The organism is Bradyrhizobium sp. WCU1 (assembly GCF_053474805.1).
The window spans coordinates 1,320,476-1,340,002 of the sequence record NZ_CM130280.1; the positions used below are offsets into that span (position 1 = coordinate 1,320,476).

Genomic DNA, 19,527 nt, shown 5'->3' on the forward strand with positions numbered 1-19,527 from the left:
CCCGGCAGGCTAAGGTTCCGGCATGACCGTGACAGATATCGCGACCCGGACCTACAACCACGGCTGGCGGCTCGACCCGATCGTGCGCAGCCTGCTCGACACCGATTTCTACAAGCTGTTGATGCAGCAGATGATCCGGGAATCCTATCCGGACACCCGCACGACCTTTTCGGTGATCAACCGGTCGACCCATATCAAGCTCGCCGAAGTCATCGACGAGGGCGAGTTGCGTGCCCAGCTCGACCACGCCCGCACCATCCGCTTCTCCAAGAAGGAGCTGATCTGGCTCGCCGGCAACACGTTCTACGGCAAGACCCAGATGTTCTCGCCCGATTACATCAACTGGCTCTCGACCTTCCGCCTGCCCGAATACGAGCTGCACAAGGTCGACGGCCAGTATGAGCTGCATTTCCACGGGCCGTGGACCCACACCACGATGTGGGAGATCCCGGCGCTTGCGATCCTCAACGAGCTGCGCTCGCGCGCGGCGACCAAGACCTACGGCCGCTTCGCGCTCGACGTGCTCTACGCCCGCGCCAAGGCCAAGCTGTGGGCCAAGGTCGAGCGGTTGCGCAAGCTCGACGGCCTGCGGCTGTCCGATTTCGGCACGCGGCGCCGCCACGGCTTCCTGTGGCAACGCTGGTGCGTCGAGGCGGTGAAGGAAGGCCTCGGCTCGTCGTTCACTGGGACATCCAACGTGCTGCTGGCGATGGACAACGACCTCGAGGCGATCGGCACCAATGCGCATGAGCTGCCGATGGTGGCCGCCGCGCTCGCCAATGACGACCAGGAGCTGCGCTGGGCGCCCTATCGCATCCTCGACCAGTGGCGACACGCCTATGGCGGCAACCTCCTGATCGCACTGCCCGACGCCTTCGGCACCAAGCCGTTCCTGCGCGACGCGCCGGATTGGGTTGCCGACTGGACCGGCTTCCGCCCCGACAGCGCGCCGCCGATCACCGCCGGCGAAGACATCATCAAATGGTGGAAGCAGAAGGGGCGCGATCCCAAGGAGAAGCTGCTGGTGTTCTCGGATGCGATGGATGTCGGCTCGATCGAGGAGACCTTCCATCACTTCAAGGGGCGCGTGCGCGTCAGCTTCGGCTGGGGCACCAACCTGACCAACGATTTCGTCGGCTGCGCGCCTGACGGCACCGCCGAGCTCGATCCGATCTCGATCGTCTGCAAGGTGACGTCGGTCGACGGCCGACCGGCCGTGAAGCTCTCCGACAATCCGGAGAAGGCGACCGGCATCCCCTCGGAGGTCGAGCGCTATCTGCGGGTGTTCGGCAATGTCGGCCGCGTCCGCACCGCAGTTCACGTATAGAGCTGCAGACCAAATATCCTCATCGACTGACCTGACGAGCCTCGCATGCCCGCACCCAAGCCGCCTGCCTTCGAAACCCTGAGCCTGCACGCCGGCCAACGCCCCGATCCCTTAACCGGTGCGCGCGCGGTTCCGATCTACCAGACCACGTCCTACGTGTTCCAGGATGCCGACCACGCCGCGGCGCTGTTCAACCTCGAACGCGCCGGCCACATCTACACGCGGATCTCCAACCCGACGACCGCAGTGCTGGAGGAGCGCATCGCCGCGCTCGAATGCGGCGTCGGTGCGATCTGCACCGCGAGCGGCATGGCCGCGATGCATCTTGCGATCGCAACGCTGCTCAATGCCGGCGACCATATCGTCGCCTCCGCCTCGCTCTATGGCGGCACCATCAATCTCCTCGCACATACGCTGCCGCGGTTCGGCATCACCACGACCTTCGTGAAGCCGCGCGCGCTCGACGAGTTCCGCGCCGCGATCAGGCCGAACACGCGGCTCGTGATCGGCGAGACCATCGGCAATCCCGGCCTCGAAGTGCTCGATATCCCCGCGGTGGCGCAAATCGCGCATGACGCGAAGATCCCGCTGTTGATCGACAACACCTTCGCGACGCCGTATCTGAGCCAGCCGATCGAGCTCGGCGCCGACATCACGATGAATTCGGCGACCAAGTGGATGGGCGGCCACGGCATCGCGATCGGCGGCGTGATCGTCGACGGTGGCCGGTTCGACTGGCGCGCCTCCGGCAAGTTCCCGCAGCTCACCGAGCCCTATGCCGGCTATCACGGCATCGTCTTCGACGAGCAGTTCGGCAAGGCCGCCTTCATCATGCGCGCCCGCACCGAGGGCCTGCGCGATTTCGGCGCCTGCCTGTCGCCGACCAACGCCTTCCAGCTGTTGCAGGGCATCGAGACGCTCGGCGTCCGGATGGACCGGCACGTCAGCAACACCCAAAAGGTGCTGGAGTTCCTGACTGCGAACAAGGCGGTCGACTGGGTGCTGCATCCGTCGCTGGAGACGCACCCCGATTACGCGCTGGCGAAGAAGCTGCTGCCGCGCGGCGCCGGCTCGATCATCAGCTTCGGCATCAAGGGCGGCCGCGCCGCCGGCAAGAAGTTCATCGAGCAGCTGAAGTTGATCAGCCATCTCGCCAATGTCGGCGACGCCAAGACGCTGGTGATCCATCCTGCCAGCACCACGCATCAGCAGATGGACGCCGAACAGCTCAAGGCCGCCGGCATCGGCGAGGAGCTGGTGCGGCTGTCGGTCGGCATCGAAACCGCCGACGATATCACCGACGATCTCGGCCAGGCGCTGCGCGCCTCGCAAAGGACTTGAGGCCATGCAGCTTTCAGTGAACGGTGCAGACACCTTCATCGCGACCGGCGGCAAGCCGTTCGATCCCTCGCTGCCGGCGGTCGTGATGATCCACGGCGCCGGCTTCGACTCTTCGACCTGGGCGCTGCACAGCCGCTGGTTCGCCCATCACGGCTATTCCGTGCTGGCGCCTGATTTGCCGGGCCACGGCCGCTCCGCCGGCAAGCCGCTGCCGACCATCGCCGAGATGGCCGACTGGATCGCCGCGCTGATCACCGCCGCCGGCGCAACCAAGGCCCGATTGATCGGCCATTCGATGGGCTCGCTGATCGCGATCGAGACCTCGGCACGACATCCCGACAAGGTCTCCGGCCTCGCATTGATCGGCACCGCCGCGACCATGACGGTCGGCCTCGATCTGCTGAAAGCCGCCGAAGCAAATGACGGCGCAGCGATCGACATGGTCTCGATCTGGGGCCTCGGCTTCAAGGCCGAGCTCGGCGGCAGCCTCGCACCGGGGCTGTGGATGCACCAGGGCGCGCAGCGGGTGCTGCAGGAGGCCAAGCCCGGCGTGCTCTACAACGACCTCAACGCCTGCAACGCCTACCAGAACGGGTTGACCGCCGCGGCGGCCGTGAAGGTGCCCGCGACCTTCATCCTCGGCGAGCGCGACATGATGACCCCCGCCAAGGCCGGCAAGGCGCTCGCCGCCGCGACGCCGAACGCGCGGACCGTCGTGCTGCCTGGCGCCGGCCACATGATGATGGTCGAGACGCCGGACGAACTGCTGGCAGCGTTGCAGTAGGGCGGCCGCGAAGCCTTCTCCCGCTGTGAGAGAAGGTGGCGCACCGCGAGCGTTCCCAAAATATCGAAAACAACCCCATGCAAAGGAGCCGGGAGCCCGCCGGGACTTGGACAAGCACACTTGGATAAGCACACTTGGACAAGCAACTTGACACGTCGGGCAAATCAGCGATACATTCTATTATTCCGAAATCCGGCGATGCCCGCTGCGGTTCGCAGGAAACCGACAAGATGAAGCCGACCCGGCGCGCGCCTGTCTAGCAGCTCCTCTTGTCGACATTGCGCTCACAATTGCTGTCCTGTCGGCACTGCTTGTCAGCGTTCTCAAGCTGGCCTGGTGACGCAATCTCGAAGCCTTCCCGCGCCCCGGGCGGCGCGGCGGAAAAACAAGCCCAGTCTGGAGGTCACAATGACCAAAAACGAAGCGAATACCCGCCATCGGCGGGAAGCCGACAAAGCTTTCAAGGCTATCAGCAATGCCAAACCGATGACCGACTACGCGAAGGCGGAGCAATCCTTTCACGAGAATCGCGAGCGCCTGAAAGCTGAGCGTCTGGCCCGGGAAGCTGCGGCGAAGCCCCTGCGGAATAGCCCGGCATTATCGAAGCACCGACCTAAAGCATCGTGAGCATGACGATTCCGTCTTCGAGCTCTCCTAAAGCCAGGCGCGCTCGCGCGATCCTCTCGAATTCCGTCCGGTATTTGTGCAGATAGCTGAACGCCTGCTTGTCGGTTTGGAACGTCGTCGTAAGCCGGCACATTTGTCGCGCTGCCCCCAGCGCGAGGGTGAACGTGATCGTTCCACCACCGTCCGATTTTGCTCTGGGCACGATCAGCACTCTCCCGGCTGTCACTCCGTCCTCGGCAAGTCCATCGACACTGGTCGAGGGTGTCTACCGCAACAACTTTCTCGTGCGCTTCTTGGCCGGGAATGCCGGCGAGGCTGCTGCAAGGGTCGCGTCCGCAGCTTCCTTGGCCATGCGTAGCTCGCGGAGGCGCGCCATGTTCTTGCGCACTTCGATCGCCTGGCGTTCGACATCCGCGATTGCCCGCACGCCTTCTTCGGCGGCGAGGCGCTGACGATCGGCGCGCGCGATCGCTTCAGGTGACGGTACTGCCGATTTCCTGGCGCTCATCCTTCACCTGCTGAAAATAGGCAAACCCGCTCAATCCAGGGATCGAGCGGGCAGCATTGCCGTTTCAGTACATCCGTGAAACGGCGCGACGAGATCAAGCCAGCGAGAGATTTTCGGCGCTGACCTTGCCCCGCATCTTGTCAGTCTTGAGCTCGTAATTGACCTTCTGGCCCTCGGCGAGACCCGAAAGGCCGGCGCGCTCGACCGCGCTGATGTGAACGAACACATCGTTGCTGCCGTCGCCCGGCTGGATGAAACCGAAGCCCTTTTGGCCGTTGAACCACTTAACCGTACCTGTCGTCATTTTCTTCTCCAAAGCGCGCAAACGCGTTTCGCGCGACAATCGCGCGGCGATTTCAACTTCGTCGATGTCTTTGGAAAAGGAGCCCGCGGGCACGTTCAACAAGGCACAGCGGCTAATCGAATAATGGTAATATACACGATGACCGCCATATTACAAGGAAGCCTGACAATTTGATTCAGCTCGCCGCTGCGGCTCCGTTCGGGGCAGCAGTTCCAATGGGACTTCAGGCCTTTATCGTTTGACTTGTTCTCGCGGGAGTGGTCACTTCCTCCCACTGAACCGCATCGCCGTGACGAGCAAAATTGCTCGTTCGAGGCTGGCGAGGAATGCGCGGTCGCTCTCATTCTTCCATTTGCAACGAACTCCTGCGCAACCGGCTGCGCGCAGGATCGTCCCAGCTTGCAGTCATCGAGGAGATTTAATGCAGGTCGTAGTCCGCGATAACAATGTCGACCAGGCACTTCGTGTTCTGAAGAAGAAAATGCAGCGTGAAGGCGTGTTCCGCGAAATGAAGCAGCGTCGTGCCTATGAGAAACCCTCGGAGAGAAAGGCGCGCGAAAAGTCCGAAGCCATTCGCCGGGCTCGCAAACTCGCTCGCAAGCAAGCGATCAGGGAAGGTCTGCTGCCGGCGCCCCCGAAGAAGAAGCTCCCCGAACGCAAACCGTCCCTGCCGCGGACTTCCGCGTCCGCGGGCTGAGGGAACAAAGCAACACTCACGCTGTCCTATCGGCCGGCGGCGCTCTCACTGACAGGGAACAGCCGGCTGGCGCCGATGTTGAACCAGCGCCAGAAGCAATGAGGCGCCGGAGTGACGCGCTATTATTTCGATATCCGCGACGACACCGGGCTTTATCCCGATGAGGAAGGACTGGAGTGCGGAACTCAGCGCGAAGCTGAGGTCGAAGCGGCTCAGACACTGGCGGATCTAACCCGAAATCTCCTGCCTATGGATGAACGGCGAGACCTTGTTGTCGAAGTACGAACCAATACCGAGCGTGTGTTTCAAGTAGCGCTCGTTTTCAACAACAGCAGGGTAATCCAGTAATCTGGCGAAGTGTGACCTTAGCCGCTTCGCCATCGTAGCGGTCGTATGTCCGCTATGGGGTCTCATAGTCGGTAAAGCACGAGCGCGGAATCTCCGCTTCGCCTCCAAGACCCGACATTGTCGTGCGATCAGACGCCGGCCACATGATGATGGTCGAGCAGCCCGACGAGCTGCTGACCGCGCTGCAGTAGCGCTGCCGCGAACTCCCCCTTTCCTTCTCCCTGTGTGGAAGAAGATGGCGCGGACGTAGTCCGCGACGGATGAGGGGTTCTCTCCGCAGCTGAGCTCGCGGAGAGATACCCCTCACCTGAGTGCATCTCGCATGCAGATGGGATTGCCCTCACTGCTTCGCCGGCTTCCTCCCGATCGGATGGATATCGATCGCGCGGAGGCGGCCGAGGCGGAGCACGTCCATCGACAGCGTGCGGTCGATCCGGCTGTGATCGAGCGCGCGGATCAGGTCGTCGACGCCGTTGATCTCAACGCCGTCGAGCTTGATGACCACGTCACCCGGCAACAGGCTCGCGCGCGCGGCCGGGCTGTCCGGCTCGATCTGCATCAACAGCGCACCCATCTTGTTCTCGACGCCGGCGAGCACCGCGTGCCGCCGCGGCACCGGCGCGGTCTGGCCGGCGACGCCGATATAGGCGCGGCGGACATGGCCGTGACGGATGATCTCCGACAGCACGAACTGCGCGGTGTTGCTGGCGACGGCAAAGCAGATGCCCTGCGCGCCGTTGATGATCGCGGTGTTGATGCCGATCACCTCGCCGTGCGACGACACCAGCGGGCCGCCCGAGTTGCCGGGGTTCAGCGCGGCGTCGGTCTGGATCACGTCCTCGATGGTGCGCCCGCTGACCGAGCGGATCGAGCGGCCGAGCGCCGACACCACGCCGGCGGTGACCGTCGATTCGAAGCCGAGCGGATTGCCGATCGCGACCACCAGCTGGCCGCGCCGCAGCGTCTTGGAGTTGCCGAGCGAGGCGTAAGGCAGATCGCGCGCGCCATCGGCCCGCAGCAGCGCAAGGTCGGTATCGGGATCGACGCCGAGCACATGGGCATCGGTGACGAAGCCCTCGGTGTCGCGCAGCCGGATCTCCTTCGACGCGCCGACCACATGGCTGTTGGTCACGACGAGCCCATCGGGCGAGATCACGATGCCCGAACCGAGGCCGCCGCGCTCGCGCGCATTGCGCACCTTCGGCCCGGTCTCGACCCGGACCACGGCCGGACCGACGCGGTCGGTGACGTCGATCACGGCATTGGAATAGGCATCCAGCAACGCCCGGTCATCGACCAGCGCAGCGTCAGCCGTTCGCGGTGACGGCCTGTCACCGGCGGTATCTGAGGTAAAATCCAACATGGTGAGAGTCCTTTGGTCCTCTCAGATGGTGACCGGCTCCCGCCGCCGCAAGTGGTTACGCCACCCGCCTGCCCGGGTGGCTAGGGCAAGATAAGTCCTGGATCGAAGCCGCTCGGCCGCGCTTGGTTCACCTCTCCCCATTGGGGAGAGGTCGGATTGCGCCTGGCGATGCGAAGCATCGTCCAGTGCAATCCGGGTGAGGGCTCTTGTTCTCTCGATAGACCGTAATCCCTCACCCGATTTGCTGCGCAAATCGACCTCTCCCAAAGGGAGAGGTGAAGCACCGCCGTCGGTGGAGGTCAGCCCAATCTCATCAGCCCTGGGTCGCCCGCCGCAGCACCCCGCCGCGCGCCCGCACCGGATCGAGCAGCGACCAGTCGCCGTCCGGCAGCACATGGCCCTTCGGGAACGGCGCCCGCAACTCGAGCCCGAGCGAGCGCAGCACGCGGTCGTCGCGGTAGTAGCATTGCAGAACCACACGAACGAGGGTGGCCGCGGCCGCGCCGCCATGCTTGCGAAACTCCTGCGCCACCGCGTCGCGCCTGACCTCGTCGAGCTCGGCGAGCGGTTGGCCGGCGAGCTTTCCCAGATGATCCAGCGCCTGAGCGACCAGCGCGGTGTCGCGGCCGAGCGTTGCCAGCATGTCGGCCTGGATCGCGGGGTCGTCCGCGCCCGGCACCCTGTACTCGGCGCTTTCGGGAACGATCATCGCGGCGACGGTGCGAAGATCGGCGCGCTGGGCTGCGGTCAGTTGTGTTGCTTCGGACATGGACGGTCTCAATCGAACAGGTTGGCGAGGCGCTGCTTCATCTGGTCGGCGATGTAGAGCGCGAGGGCCTGGATGGTGGAGGTCGGGTTCACGCCGCCCGAGGTGACGAAGATGCTGCCGTCGACGATGAACAGGTTCTTCACGTCATGCGAGCGGCCCCATTCGTTGACCACGGAGCGCGCCGGATCGGTGCCCATCCGCGCGGTGCCGAGCAGGTGCCAGCCGCCCCACGGGATCGGATCGTTGATGCAGATGTCGGTGGCGCCGGCGGCATCGAGGACCTCGCGGCCGCGCGCCAGCGCATGGTCCATCATCTTGCGGCTGTTGGCCGAGATCGTGTAGTCGATCTTCGGCGCGGGGATGCCGTGGCTGTCCTTCAGCACGGGATCGAGCGTGACGCGGTTGTGCTCCTCCGGCAGGTCCTCGCAGATCGCGGAGACCGCGAGGCGATGCCCGTTCAGCCTTCGGAACACGCGGTGATGGTCCTTGCCCCAGGGCAGGATGCCCTTCTGCTCGCTCGCGACCGCCTCGAACACCGGCCCGGCGCCGCGGCCGAACTGGATGCCGTAGCCGCGGACGAAGCCGCGCGACAGATCGGTGTCGTAGAACTCCTTGCTCCACAGGCAGGTCGGCGGCGCGCGGTTGCTGTCGGTCGGCTCCTTCACGAAGCCGTAGACCTGCGCATAGGGATGGAACATCAAATTCTTGCCGACCAGGCCGGACGAGTTGGCGAGGCCGTTGGGGAATTTCCCCGACACCGAATTGAGCAGCAGCCGCGGCGTGCCGACGCCGTTGCAGGCGATGATCACGACCTCGGCCGGCTGGAATTGCTCGACGCCGTCCTTGTCGTAATAGACGACGCCGGAGGCCATGCCCTGCTCGTTGGTCAGGATCTCGCGCACCCGGCAATGGGTTTTCAGCTCGACGCCGGCGCGGATCGCATGCGGCCAATAGGTGATGTCGGTCGAGGCCTTGGCGCCCTGCGCGCAGGCCGGCGTGCAATGGCCGAGATTGATGCAGCGCGCCCTGCCCTCGTAATCCATCGTCGCGACCGTGGTGTCCGACGGCCACCAGTGCCAGCCGAGCTTGTTCAGGGCCTTGCCGAGCAGCGGGCCGGACAGCCCGAGCGGCTGCGGCGGCATCGGCGGGTGGCTCAGCGGCGACAGCGGGTCGCCCGACAGGCCCGAGACGCCCATCATGCGGTCGTTCTCCTCGAAGAACGGCGTCAGCGCGTCGTAATCGATCGGCCAGTCGTCGGCGACGCCGTCGAGCGTCTTCACCTTGAAGTCGGACGGATGCAGCCGCGGCCAGTGCGCGGTGTACATCACGGTCGAGCCGCCGACGGCATTGAAGTTGACGACCTTGATCGGCGAATTGTCGTCGTTGATCGGGTAGTCCTCGGGCCGCTTGCGGACATTCGGGCTGGACGACCACTCGCCGTAGAATTTCGCCTCCCAGTCGCGCCCGGTGCTCGGATATTCGGCCGGATTCATCCAGCCGCCCTGATCGAGGCAGAGGATGTGCATCTTGGTATCGGCAAGGCTCCAGGCCACCGCCGCGCCGGATGCGCCGGCGCCGATGATCAGGACGTCAACGGGATCGTTCTTCATTCTTGTTCCTTGGCATGTCCTCTTTCGTCATTGCGAGGAGCGACAGCGACGAAGCAATCCACCTCTCCCCATGTGGCGACATGGATTGCTTCGCTTCGCTCGCAATGACGGCTGGTGATGCGGCTCAATTGACGATTCTCACCGGCAAGCTTCGTATACCGCGGATGAAATTGGAATAGAGCCTTTGCGGCGGGCCCATAATCTCAAAACGCAGATCGCGCGCCAGAACCTCCTCCCAGAGGATGCGGAGTTGCTGTTCGGCCAGGCGATCGCCGACGCAGCGATGCACGCCGGCGCCGAAGGCGAGATGCTGGCGCGGCTTGGCGCGGTCGATGATGAATTCGTCGGCGCGCTCGATCTTGTCCTCGTCGCGGTTGCCGGAGATGTACCACATCACCACCTTGTCGCCCTTCTTGATCTGACGGCCGGCAAGCTCGACATCGTTGCGCGCGGTGCGGCGCATGTGCAGCACCGGCGTGTGGTAGCGGATGGTCTCGGACACCAGGTTCGGGATCAATTCGCGTCGGGCGCGGACCAGCTCGAACTGCTCCGGATTCTCGCACAGCGCCATCAGCCCCGCTGACATCGAGTTGCGCGTGGTGTCGTTGCCGCCGACGATCAGGAGCCCGATCGTGCCGATGAACTCGCGCGCATCCAGATTCCGCGTCGCTTCCGAATGCGCCAGCATCGAGATCAGGTCGAAGGTCGGAGGCGCATCGATCCGGGCGTCCCATAGCTTGCGGAAAGCTTCTCCCATCTTGATCAGCTCGGCATTGCGTTCGGCCTCCGAATGCACCACCGCGTCGGGCGAATCGATGTTGGCGATCGCGACATCCGACCACCAGGTCAGCTTGGCGCGATCTTCCGCGGGAAAATCGAACAGCGTCGCCAGCATCATGTTGGTGAGGTCGACCGAGACCCGCTCGGCCCAGTCGAAGGTCTCGTTGCGCGGCAGCGCATCGAGCACGGTGGCCGTGCGCTGGCGGATCAGGGCCTCGAGATTGGCGAGGTTCGACGGCGCCACGATCGGCGCCACCGTGCGGCGCTGCGCGGTGTGGCCGGGCGGATCCATGCGGATGAAGCTCGGCCGCTCCTGCCCCTTCGGCTGGTCAGCGACCTGGATACCGCCGAGCTCAGAGGCCGAGGAATAGTTCTGGTGATCCAGCTCGACGGCGAAGATGTCGTCGTAGCGCGTCACCGACCAATACGGGCCGTAAGCCGACGTCTCGCAATAATGCACGGGATCGTCGCGACGCAGTTGCGCGAACAGCGGCCGCCAGGTGTCGTCCTGATAAAGCCAGGGGTTGCTGACATCTGTCGACGTCGGCCTGCGCAGCGCCTCTCCCATCGCCTCACTCCCGCTGGTTCCGTCGCCGCTTGGCGGGCGATCTTATCCACCCGACGATAGCGGGTATCCCGCGGCCGAGTAAAGCCGCGGGGCGGACAGTCCGCGGCGCGGAATGCGCGCGGGCAGGGAGCCCTCCGCAAATCCCGATGGCAGCCCCGCTCTGCGATGTTTGTCGGCGACAGGAAGACCGGCTAGCCTTGCCGGCAATCAACCCAGGGAGCAACGACAGGTGGCCGCATCGCGCCCGGACAACAGCCCCGAGACGGCTGCGCTGGATTACGACGTCATCATCATCGGCGCCGGCCTGTCCGGCATGTATCAGCTCTACCGGCTGCGCGAGCTCGGCCTCAGCGCGCGCGTATTCGAGGCGGGCACCGGCGTCGGCGGCACCTGGTACTGGAACCGGTATCCCGGCGCGCGGTTCGATTCCGAAAGCTATTCCTACGGCTATTCGTTCTCGAAGGAGCTCTTGCAGGAATGGGAATGGTCGGAGCATTTCGCCGGTCAGCCCGAAACCCTGCGCTACTGCAACTATGTCGCCGACAAGTTCGATCTGCGCCGCGACATCCAGTTCGCGAGCCGCGTCACGTCGGCGATCTACCAGGACGAGACGCGGAGCTGGCGGATCACGCTGGAGAGCGGCGCGCAGCACAGCTGCCGCTTCCTGATCACCGCGATCGGTCCGCTGTCGACCCCGACCCTGCCGCGGATCGCGGGCATCGACGATTTCAAGGGGCAATCGTTTCACACCGCGCGCTGGCCGAAGGAGAAAGTGGATTTCACCGGCAAGCGCGTCGCCGTGATCGGCACCGGCGCCACCGGCATCCAGACCATCCAGACCATCGCCGGCGAGGTCGGCCACCTCACCGTGTTCCAGCGCACCGCCAACTGGGCGGCGCCGCTGCACAACGGCAAGATCGACGCGGAGACGCAAGCCAGGATCAAGGCCGGCTATGGCGAGATCTTTGCCCGCTGCAAGGAAACCTTCGCCTGCTTCGTGCATACGCCCGATCCGCGCGGCGCGTTCGAGGTGAGCGACGAGGAGCGCGAGGCGTTCTACGAGAAGCTCTATGGCGAGCGGGGCTTCGGCATCTGGCAGGGCAATTTCAAGGATATCCTGATCGATCGTGCGGCGAATGCCACGATCAGCGATTTCGTCGCGCGCAAGATCCGCGAGCGCGTCAAGAACCAGGCGGTGGCCGAGAAACTGATCCCGAAGAACCACGGTTTCGGCACCCGGCGGCTGCCGCTCGAGACCTTCTATTACGAGGTCTACAACCGCGACAATGTCGAGTTGGTCGACATCAAGGAAACGCCGATCGAGCGGATCACGCCGGAGGGCATCCGGACGACCGAGAAGGACTACGCCTTCGACATCATCATCTACGCCACCGGCTTCGATGCCATCACCGGCAGCTTCGACAAGATCGATTTCCGCGGCGCGCATGGCGCCCGGCTGAAGGAAAAATGGACGCACGGGCCGGAAACCTATCTCGGCCTGATGGTCGACGGCTTCCCCAACATGATGATGCTGATGGGCCCGCACACCGCGCTCGGCAACATCCCGCGCAGCATCGAATACAGCGTCGATTGGGTCACCGGCCTGCTCCGCTTCGCGCAGCAGAAAGGCCTGACCTTCCTCGACGCCACGCCCGAAGGCACCGCCGGCTGGACCGATCATGTCAAGGCACTCGGCGTCGGCCTGCTCTCCAACGAGGTCGATTCCTGGATGACCGGCATCAACCGCAACGTCGAGGGCAAGCAGAGGCGCATCGTCGCCCGCTACAGCGGCAGCGCGCCGGCGTACCGGGCGCGGTGCGATGAGGTGGCCGCGACAGGGTATGCGGAGTTGAAGCTGGGGTAGGTCTCTCGGTAGCGCGAGGCGCCCGCTCCACCCACCGCCGTCGTCCTGGCGAAAGCCAGGACCCATAACCACCGCATTCCGGTGGTGAACAAGACAGCGGCCCCAGCGTCGCACAACAAAAGAGATTTGGGGTCATGGGTCCCCTGAGTTCACAAACGAAGTGCAACACTTCCAACTGGAGGTGTTGCCATGGGGCGGACTTACAAGCAGCTCTCCCTGGAGGAGCGATGCGAGATTGCCAGGCTTTCGGCCGGTGGCAGCTCGATCCGGCAAATCGCGGCAGCTTTGGATCGCCCGCCATCAACGATCTCTCGGGAGCTGAACCGTAATTCTGGCGTTCAGGTCGGCTACAAGCCCAGCTATGCCCAGCAACAGATGCGAGCGCGGCGCTGGACGGGCTCTCGCCTCGAACGGGAGCCCGGCCTGCGCCGTGCGGTGTTGGAACGTCTTGGCCGGGGCTGGTCGCCCGAGCAGGTCGCCGGCCGGCTGGCTCGCGAGCACGGCCGCAAGGTGATCTCCTATGAGAGCATCTACCGCTTCATTTATGCCCAGCTCACCCGCACCTCGGACTTCAGCTGGCGGCGCTACCTGCCGCGCGGCAAGAGCAAGCGCGGTCGCCGCGGCAAGCGGGGCGGCAGTCCCGCAAGCTTCATCGAAGGCCGTGTTTCGCTGGATCTGCGCCCCGTCGAGGTCGCCGATCGCAAGACCCCGGGCCATTGGGAGGCCGACCTCATGATGTTCTCCAAATACGGTCAGCAGATCCTGGCCGTGCATGAGCGCACCTCCCGCCTGTTGCTCGGCGTCCCCCTCGCAAGCAAGCTCGCCTCCGGCGTCGCTCACCATCTCGTACGCCTGTTCGAGGTCCTGCCACAGCCGATCCGCCAGACCGTCACCTTCGACAACGGCACCGAGTTCGCATCTCACCTTGCCTTGCAAAGCCTCTTGATCAAGACGTACTTCTGCGATCCCCACGCCCCCTGGCAAAAAGGGGGCATCGAGAACGCCATCGGCCGCATGCGCCGCTTCATCCCGCGCAACACCGACCTCGAAAAGCTGCCAACCCGCCGCCTGCGCAAGTCCATCGCCGCCTACAACAACACCCCGCGCAAATGCCTTGACTTCAGGACCCCGGCAGAGGTCTTTGCTGCTCAAGTGTTGCACTTCGAGTGTGAATCCACCTCCTGGCTTTCGCCAGGACGACACCGAATATTCAACTGCCATCACCACGCATCAATACACGGCCGCTTCCGCGTCGCGCGCGGCTCCGGCTTCGGCACCGAGCGCAGGCCGGCCATGATCCAGTGTCGCGTGTCGGCGGGATCGATCACCTCGTCGATCTCAAGCACCGAGGCGATCGAGACCGCCTTGCCGTTGGCGTAGAGCTCGGCGACCTTGGTCTGGAAATACTTCTCGCGCTCGACCGGGTCCTCGATCGCCTCCATCTCCTTGCGGAAGCCGAGCCGGACATAGCCCTCGAGGCCCATGCCGCCGAACTCGCCGGTCGGCCACGCCACCGTGAAGAACGAAGCGTGGAAGCCGCCGCCGATCATCGACTGCGCGCCGAGGCCGTAGCCCTTGCGCAGCACGATGCCGAACAGCGGCACCGTGATGCTGGCGCCGGTGACGAACATCCGCGCGACATGGCGCACGATCGCAGTCTTCTCGGCCTCGGGCCCAACCATGAAGCCCGGCGTGTCGCACAGCGAGACGATCGGGATATCGAACGCATCGCACAGCTGCATGAAGCGCGCGGCCTTGTCGCCGGCCGGCGCATCGATCGCGCCGCCGAGGTGCTTCGGATTGTTGGCGATCAGGCCGAACGGCTTGCCTTCGATGCGGATGAAGGCGGTGATCATGCCGACGCCGAAATCGCGCCGGATCTCCAGCACAGAGTCTTCGTCCGCGATCAGGTCGATGACATTGCGGATGTCGTAGACCCGAAGACGGTTCTCCGGAATCGCGCGGCGCAGCAGCCGCTGGTCCGGCGCCTTCCAGTCGGCGACGGCGCCCTGGAAGTAGGACAGATATTTCTGCGCCACCGCCGTGGCCTCTTCCTCGTCCTCGACCAGGATGTCGATCACGCCGTTCGGCGACTGGAAGGAAACCGGGCCGACCTCGGCCGGATGATAGACGCCGAGCCCGCCGCCCTCGATCATCGCCGGGCCGCCCATGCCGATCGAGGCATTTTTGGTGGCGATGATGACGTCGCAGACGCCGAGCATCGCGGCGTTGCCGGCGAAGCAATAGCCCGAGACCACGCCGACCACCGGCACCAGTCCCGAGAGTTTTGCGAACTGCACGAAGGACGGACCGTCGAGGCCGGTCATGCCGAGCCGGTCGGTATCGCCGGGACGGCCGCCGCCGCCCTCGGCGTAGAACACCAGCGGAAGCCGCCACTGCTCGGTCAGCGACAGCATGCGGTCGATCTTCTTGTGGTTCATATGGCCCTGGGTGCCGGCCAGCACGGTGTAATCGTAGGAGATCACCATGCAGCGCGCGCCTTCGGGACCGAAATGCCCCGCATTGACGGTGGCGACGCCCGCGATCAGACCGTCGGCCGGGGTGTTCTTGATCAGGTCCTCGACCTTGCGGCGGCGACGCTGGGCCGCGATCGCGAGCGAACCGTATTCGACGAACGAGCCCTCATCGACCAGCTGCGCGATGTTCTCGCGCGCGGTGCGCTGGTTGGTCTTGCGGCGGCGCTCTACCGAAGCCGGACGATTCTCGTCCAGCGTGATCGCCTTGCGCGCGATCAGCTCGGCGAGATCGGGACGGATGTGATCGAGATCGATCGCGGCCTCTTCCGCCGCGTGATGGCCATCGACCTCGGCCGGCTCGAGATACAGGATCGGATCGCCATGCATCAACGTGACGCCGACGCCGCCCGCGATCTTCGTCACCCGGCCGCCATGCGGTGCTGCGACCAGATGCTCCATCTTCATCGATTCCAGCACCGCAATCTGCTGGCCGGGTCGCACCAGATCACCTTCCGCGACCTCGATCGCCACGATCGTGCCCTGCAGCGGCGCGGGTACCGGGAGCGATCCTTCCGGGGCGGCTTCGATGACAACGGCCTTCGTCGCGGCCGCCTCGCTCACCTCGAGCAGCGGCGCGGCATGTTCCTTCGCGGCGCCGACCAACGCCGCCACGTGGGTATCGATGAAGTTGGTGCTGATCTTGTTCCGGGCAAAGCTCTGATGCACCAGGATGGCGCCGAGCAAGGGGATGTTGGTGGCGACGCCGCCGATGCGGAATTCCCGCAAGGTGCGCGCCGCCTTGTGCACCACGTCGGTCCATTTCGGGCTCGGCGAATGCACGATGACTTTTGCCAGCAGCGAGTCGAACGCGGCGCTGGTCCGGTAGCCGGAATAGCCGAACGTATCGACCCGGACGCCGGGCCCGGACGGCAGGTCGAACACGCTGAGCGTGCCCCCGGTCGGCTTCGTCAGCCCCTTCTCGTCCATCACCTCCATATTGACGCGAATCTGCATCGCATAGCCGCGCGGCAGCGGCACGGCCGATTGCGCGAGGCCAAGCGAGGCCAGCGTGGCGCCGGCCGCGACCGCGAGCTGCGAACGCACGAGATCGACGCCGAGCACGGCCTCGGTGACGGTGTGCTCGACCTGGAGCCGCGGATTGGCCTCGATGAAGGCGAAGGCGCCCTCGCCTTCGCCGGCTTCGTCATCGACCAGGAATTCGAAGGTACCGAGATTGTCGTAGCGCGCGGCGGTCGCGAGCTGCTTTGCGGCCTCGATGATGCGCGCCCGCAGGCTCTCGCTCAGGGACGGGCTCGGCGCCACTTCGATGAGCTTCTGGTTGCGGCGCTGGATGGTGCATTCGCGCTCCCAGAGATGACTGATCGCGCCGTGGCGGTCGCCGATGATCTGCACCTCGATATGGCGGGCCTTGCGGATCAGCCGCTCGACATACACAGCATCGCTGCCGAACGCCGCCTTGGCCTCGGACTGGCAGCGCGCATAGGCTTCGTCGAGCTTGGCCAAGTCCTCGACCACGCGCATGCCGCGGCCACCGCCGCCGGCGATCGCCTTGATCATCACGGCGGCGTTCGTGCCGAGGGAGGCGAAGAACGCCTTAGCTTCGTCGAGTGAGGTTGCGCCCGAGGTGCCGGCGATGATCGGCACGCCGCATGTTTTCCCCAATTCCTTCGCCTTGGCCTTGTCGCCGAACAGATCGAGCGCTTCGGGCGACGGGCCGACGAAAGTGATCTTCTCCTCGGCGCAGCGCCGGGCAAGCTGGGTGTTCTCGCTGAGGAAACCATAGCCCGGATGCAACGCGTCGCAGCCGGCGGCCTTGGCCGCCGCGATCACGGCCTCGATGTCCAGATAGGCCCGCGCGCCACGCCCGGGGATTTCCCGCGCCTCGTCGGCCGAGCGGACATGCAGCGAAGCCGCATCATCGGCGGGATAGATCGCGACCGTGGCAAGGCCGCTATCGGCGGCGGCGCGGGCAATCCGGATCGCGATCTCACCGCGGTTGGCAATCAGCAATTTCTTGAAGGACATGGTGGTTCCGTGCGTCTCTTGGGCGACCGATAATCTTCTTCACCTCGCCCCGCTCGCGGGGAGAGGTCGAAGCCGAAGCGAAGCGTAGGGTTCGGGTGAGAGCGAGTCTCCACAAGCGAACTCGCGGACAGTCCCCCTCACCCGAAATTCGCGCTGCGTGCAAATTTCGACCTCTCCCCGCAAGCGGGGCGAGGTGAACAGGTCGCGGCAGCCCGTAAACAATTGCACAGCTAGCGATCCTTCATGGTCGGATCGAGCACGACACGCAAGGATTCGCCCAGCGCGTTGAACGCCAGTGAGACGACGAGAATGGCAAGGCCCGGCGCATACATCTGCTCAGGCGCAATTTCCATATATTGATAGGCACGCGCCAGCATGGCGCCCCAGCTCGGATCCGGCGGCTGGATGCCTAGGCCGAGAAACGACAGACTGGCCTCCGCGAGCAGCGCGGCAGCCAGCAGCAATGTCACCTGCACGATGACCGGCTGCAAGGTGTTCGGCAGCACGTGGCGCCACAGGATGTGCCAGGTCGGCGCGCCGAAGCCTCTGGACGCATCGACATAGAGCTCTTGCCGCACAATCAGCGTGCGGGCGCGGACGATGCGCGCCAGTGCCGGAAACATCGTGATGCCGATCGCGATCATGCCGTTGGTGAGCCCGATGCCGAGCGCGCCGGTGACCGCGATCGCCAGCACGATGGCCGGGAATGACAGGAAGGTGTCGATGATGCGGCTGACGACGTCGTCGATCCAGCCACCAAAATAGCCGGCGATCAGGCCGACCGGCAGCCCGATCAGGACCGCAACGCCGACCGCGAGCAGGCTGGCGTAGACGGTCGCCGGCGCGCCGTAGATCAGGCGCGAGAACACATCGCGGCCGAGATCGTCGGTCCCAAGCAGATGCAGTTGTCCCGGCGGTGCCAGCATGTTGTTGACGTCCTGCGCGGTCGGCGCATAGGGCGCAATCCAAGGCGCGCCGATCGCGACGATGACGAGCACCGATAGCACCAGGATCGACAGCGCGGCTCTGAGATCGCCGGCGAGCCAGCGCAGCAAACGCCGCAGCCGGGACGGCTTGGCCGGTGCTTTGAGGGATGCGAGCGCCGTGTCGGTCATTGCTCGATCCTCGGATCGACCGCGGCGCACAAGAGGTCGGTAATCAGATTGACCGCGATTACCACCACCACCATGGTGAAGACGACGCCCTGCACGATCGGGAAATCGCGCTGAATCGCGCCGCGCACGATCAGGCTGCCGAGGCCGGGGATCGCGAACACCGCCTCAATCACGACGGTCGCCGCCAGCATGCGGTTGACCAGCAGACTGATGATCGTGAGCAGGTTGACGCCGACATTCTTCAAACCGTGCTGCCAGAGGATGCGGGACATCGACAGGCCCTTGGCGTGCAGGGTGCGGACATATTGCGACGACAGCACCTCGAGCAACGCGCCGCGCAGCTGGCGCGCCACCTCCGCCATGCCGTAGGCTGCGATCGCAATCCCCGGCAGCAGCGCGTGCCTGATCGCATCGATCGGCGAGACGCTGAAGGATTTCGCGCCGGTCGCCGGCAGCCAGTTCAGCTTCAGCGAGAACTCCGCCACCAGTATCATCGCGAGCCAGAAGCCGGGCACGGCGACGCCGAGCGAGGCGATCATGCTGATCAGCTTGTCGATCCAGCCATTCGGCTTGATCGCGGCGATCACGCCCATCGGGATGCCGGTCAACAGCGCCAGCAGCAGCGCGATCACGACGATCAGCAGCGTGTTCGGGAAGGCGCGGCCGATGGAATCGGCGACCTTCTCGCCGGTCAGCAGCGATTGCGAGAGATCGCCCTGCACGACATGGCCGAGCCAGGCGCCATATTGCACCAGGAACGGCCGGTCGAGGCCGTAGAGCTGCCTGATCTCGGTGATCCGCGCATCGGTGGCGTTGTCGCCCGCCAGGGTCACGGCGATGTCGCCGGGCACCAGCTTGAGCAGCGCGAACACCATCAGGGTCGCAAGCAGTATCACGGGCAGCGCCTGCAACAGGCGGCTGCCGATGACCTTGACCGGTGACCGTCGCGCCATCGCTAAAGCACGATGAAATTATGATGGAACATCATCGTGCTTTAGC

Annotated in this window: 17 protein-coding genes and 1 pseudogene; 8 read left to right on the forward strand and 10 right to left on the reverse strand. The window is 64.8% G+C overall.

Translation table 11 applies throughout. The features are described from left to right. Positions 1–22: 22 nt before the first annotated feature. The 4 genes from pncB (at position 23) to ACTUWL_RS06010 (ending at position 4,079) form a co-directional block, all read left to right on the forward strand. Positions 23–1,327, forward strand: a complete 1,305-nt coding sequence (pncB, locus tag ACTUWL_RS05995) for a nicotinate phosphoribosyltransferase (RefSeq protein ID WP_021080729.1) — start codon at positions 23–25, stop codon at positions 1,325–1,327. 45 nt (positions 1,328–1,372) lie between these two features. Continuing rightward, a complete protein-coding gene (locus tag ACTUWL_RS06000; RefSeq protein WP_021080728.1) occupies positions 1,373–2,668 on the forward strand; it encodes an O-acetylhomoserine aminocarboxypropyltransferase in 1,296 nt (431 codons plus the stop codon). Positions 2,669–2,672: 4 nt separating this feature from the next. Then, complete coding sequence (locus ACTUWL_RS06005) at positions 2,673–3,452, forward strand: alpha/beta fold hydrolase (RefSeq protein WP_021080727.1); 780 nt, start codon at positions 2,673–2,675, stop codon at positions 3,450–3,452. A 408-nt stretch (positions 3,453–3,860) separates the two neighbouring features. Further along, positions 3,861–4,079 carry a hypothetical protein gene (locus ACTUWL_RS06010; protein WP_021080726.1) on the forward strand — a complete coding sequence of 73 codons (219 nt, stop codon included), beginning with the start codon at positions 3,861–3,863 and terminating at the stop codon, positions 4,077–4,079. Here ACTUWL_RS06010 and ACTUWL_RS06015 read toward each other — a convergent pair. The 3 genes from ACTUWL_RS06015 to ACTUWL_RS06025 form a co-directional block, all read right to left on the reverse strand. Beyond that, positions 4,066–4,290, reverse strand: a complete 225-nt coding sequence (locus ACTUWL_RS06015) for a hypothetical protein (RefSeq protein ID WP_035652497.1) — start codon at positions 4,288–4,290, stop codon at positions 4,066–4,068. The two genes, ACTUWL_RS06010 and ACTUWL_RS06015, sit on opposite strands and share 14 nt — an antisense overlap. A gap of 54 nt (positions 4,291–4,344) precedes the next feature. After that, complete coding sequence (locus ACTUWL_RS06020) at positions 4,345–4,587, reverse strand: hypothetical protein (RefSeq protein WP_021080724.1); 243 nt, start codon at positions 4,585–4,587, stop codon at positions 4,345–4,347. A 94-nt stretch (positions 4,588–4,681) separates the two neighbouring features. After that, on the reverse strand, positions 4,682–4,891 hold the full coding sequence (locus tag ACTUWL_RS06025) for a cold-shock protein (RefSeq protein ID WP_021080723.1): 210 nt from the start codon (positions 4,889–4,891) through the stop codon (positions 4,682–4,684). A gap of 421 nt (positions 4,892–5,312) precedes the next feature. Here ACTUWL_RS06025 and rpsU point away from each other — a divergent pair, with 421 nt between their 5' ends. After that, a complete protein-coding gene (gene rpsU / locus ACTUWL_RS06030; RefSeq protein ID WP_021080722.1) occupies positions 5,313–5,588 on the forward strand; it encodes a 30S ribosomal protein S21 in 276 nt (91 codons plus the stop codon). A 111-nt stretch (positions 5,589–5,699) separates the two neighbouring features. Then, positions 5,700–5,936 carry a DUF6894 family protein gene (locus ACTUWL_RS06035; RefSeq protein WP_035652494.1) on the forward strand — a complete coding sequence of 79 codons (237 nt, stop codon included), beginning with the start codon at positions 5,700–5,702 and terminating at the stop codon, positions 5,934–5,936. A gap of 340 nt (positions 5,937–6,276) precedes the next feature. Here ACTUWL_RS06035 and ACTUWL_RS06040 read toward each other — a convergent pair whose 3' ends face one another. The 4 genes from ACTUWL_RS06040 to ACTUWL_RS06055 all read right to left on the reverse strand — a co-directional run bounded on the left by ACTUWL_RS06040 (position 6,277) and on the right by ACTUWL_RS06055 (position 11,026). Then, a complete protein-coding gene (locus ACTUWL_RS06040) occupies positions 6,277–7,299 on the reverse strand; it encodes a S1C family serine protease (protein ID WP_021080721.1) in 1,023 nt (340 codons plus the stop codon). Positions 7,300–7,612: 313 nt separating this feature from the next. Next, positions 7,613–8,068: a hypothetical protein gene (locus ACTUWL_RS06045; protein WP_021080720.1), complete on the reverse strand. Its 456-nt coding sequence runs from the start codon at positions 8,066–8,068 to the stop codon at positions 7,613–7,615. Positions 8,069–8,076: 8 nt separating this feature from the next. Beyond that, positions 8,077–9,678: a GMC family oxidoreductase gene (locus ACTUWL_RS06050; protein WP_021080719.1), complete on the reverse strand. Its 1,602-nt coding sequence runs from the start codon at positions 9,676–9,678 to the stop codon at positions 8,077–8,079. A 124-nt stretch (positions 9,679–9,802) separates the two neighbouring features. Further along, entirely contained in the window at positions 9,803–11,026 is a 1,224-nt protein-coding gene (locus tag ACTUWL_RS06055) for a cytochrome P450 (RefSeq protein ID WP_021080718.1), read from the reverse strand. Between the two features lie 229 nt (positions 11,027–11,255). On the opposite strand from ACTUWL_RS06055, the gene ACTUWL_RS06060 reads away from it, so the two are divergent. Together ACTUWL_RS06060 and ACTUWL_RS06065 are read left to right on the forward strand one after the other, a co-directional pair. Then, complete coding sequence (locus ACTUWL_RS06060) at positions 11,256–12,890, forward strand: flavin-containing monooxygenase (protein ID WP_021080717.1); 1,635 nt, start codon at positions 11,256–11,258, stop codon at positions 12,888–12,890. Between the two features lie 189 nt (positions 12,891–13,079). After that, positions 13,080–14,069, forward strand: a pseudogene (locus tag ACTUWL_RS06065) (IS30 family transposase); the annotation flags it as partial. Positions 14,070–14,110: 41 nt separating this feature from the next. Here ACTUWL_RS06065 and ACTUWL_RS06070 read toward each other — a convergent pair. From ACTUWL_RS06070 to ACTUWL_RS06080, 3 genes are all read right to left on the reverse strand, one after another. Continuing rightward, positions 14,111–17,413, reverse strand: coding sequence for an acetyl-CoA carboxylase family protein (locus ACTUWL_RS06070; RefSeq protein WP_021077413.1), 3,303 nt, complete (start codon positions 17,411–17,413; stop codon positions 14,111–14,113). A gap of 230 nt (positions 17,414–17,643) precedes the next feature. Next, the gene (locus ACTUWL_RS06075; protein ID WP_021077414.1) at positions 17,644–18,528 is read right to left on the reverse strand and encodes an ABC transporter permease; all 885 of its coding nucleotides are present in this window, start codon (positions 18,526–18,528) and stop codon (positions 17,644–17,646) included. Next, positions 18,525–19,481, reverse strand: a complete 957-nt coding sequence (locus ACTUWL_RS06080; protein ID WP_021077415.1) for an ABC transporter permease — start codon at positions 19,479–19,481, stop codon at positions 18,525–18,527. The genes ACTUWL_RS06075 and ACTUWL_RS06080 overlap by 4 nt, the downstream gene beginning before the upstream one ends. Positions 19,482–19,527 lie beyond the last annotated feature (46 nt).

Bases quoted from the DNA above. Each gene is read 5' to 3' on its own strand.
- pncB (WP_021080729.1), top strand. From the start codon at position 23: ATGACCGTGACAGATATCGCGACCCGGACCTACAACCACGGCTGGCGG.
- ACTUWL_RS06000 (WP_021080728.1), top strand. From the start codon at position 1,373: ATGCCCGCACCCAAGCCGCCTGCCTTCGAAACCCTGAGCCTGCACGCC.
- ACTUWL_RS06005 (WP_021080727.1), top strand. From the start codon at position 2,673: ATGCAGCTTTCAGTGAACGGTGCAGACACCTTCATCGCGACCGGCGGC.
- ACTUWL_RS06010 (WP_021080726.1), top strand. From the start codon at position 3,861: ATGACCAAAAACGAAGCGAATACCCGCCATCGGCGGGAAGCCGACAAA.
- ACTUWL_RS06020 (WP_021080724.1), bottom strand. From the start codon at position 4,587: ATGAGCGCCAGGAAATCGGCAGTACCGTCACCTGAAGCGATCGCGCGC.
- ACTUWL_RS06025 (WP_021080723.1), bottom strand. From the start codon at position 4,891: ATGACGACAGGTACGGTTAAGTGGTTCAACGGCCAAAAGGGCTTCGGT.
- rpsU (WP_021080722.1), top strand. From the start codon at position 5,313: ATGCAGGTCGTAGTCCGCGATAACAATGTCGACCAGGCACTTCGTGTT.
- ACTUWL_RS06040 (WP_021080721.1), bottom strand. From the start codon at position 7,299: ATGTTGGATTTTACCTCAGATACCGCCGGTGACAGGCCGTCACCGCGA.
- ACTUWL_RS06045 (WP_021080720.1), bottom strand. From the start codon at position 8,068: ATGTCCGAAGCAACACAACTGACCGCAGCCCAGCGCGCCGATCTTCGC.
- ACTUWL_RS06050 (WP_021080719.1), bottom strand. From the start codon at position 9,678: ATGAAGAACGATCCCGTTGACGTCCTGATCATCGGCGCCGGCGCATCC.
- ACTUWL_RS06055 (WP_021080718.1), bottom strand. From the start codon at position 11,026: ATGGGAGAGGCGCTGCGCAGGCCGACGTCGACAGATGTCAGCAACCCC.
- ACTUWL_RS06070 (WP_021077413.1), bottom strand. From the start codon at position 17,413: ATGTCCTTCAAGAAATTGCTGATTGCCAACCGCGGTGAGATCGCGATC.
- ACTUWL_RS06075 (WP_021077414.1), bottom strand. From the start codon at position 18,528: ATGACCGACACGGCGCTCGCATCCCTCAAAGCACCGGCCAAGCCGTCC.
- ACTUWL_RS06080 (WP_021077415.1), bottom strand. From the start codon at position 19,481: ATGGCGCGACGGTCACCGGTCAAGGTCATCGGCAGCCGCCTGTTGCAG.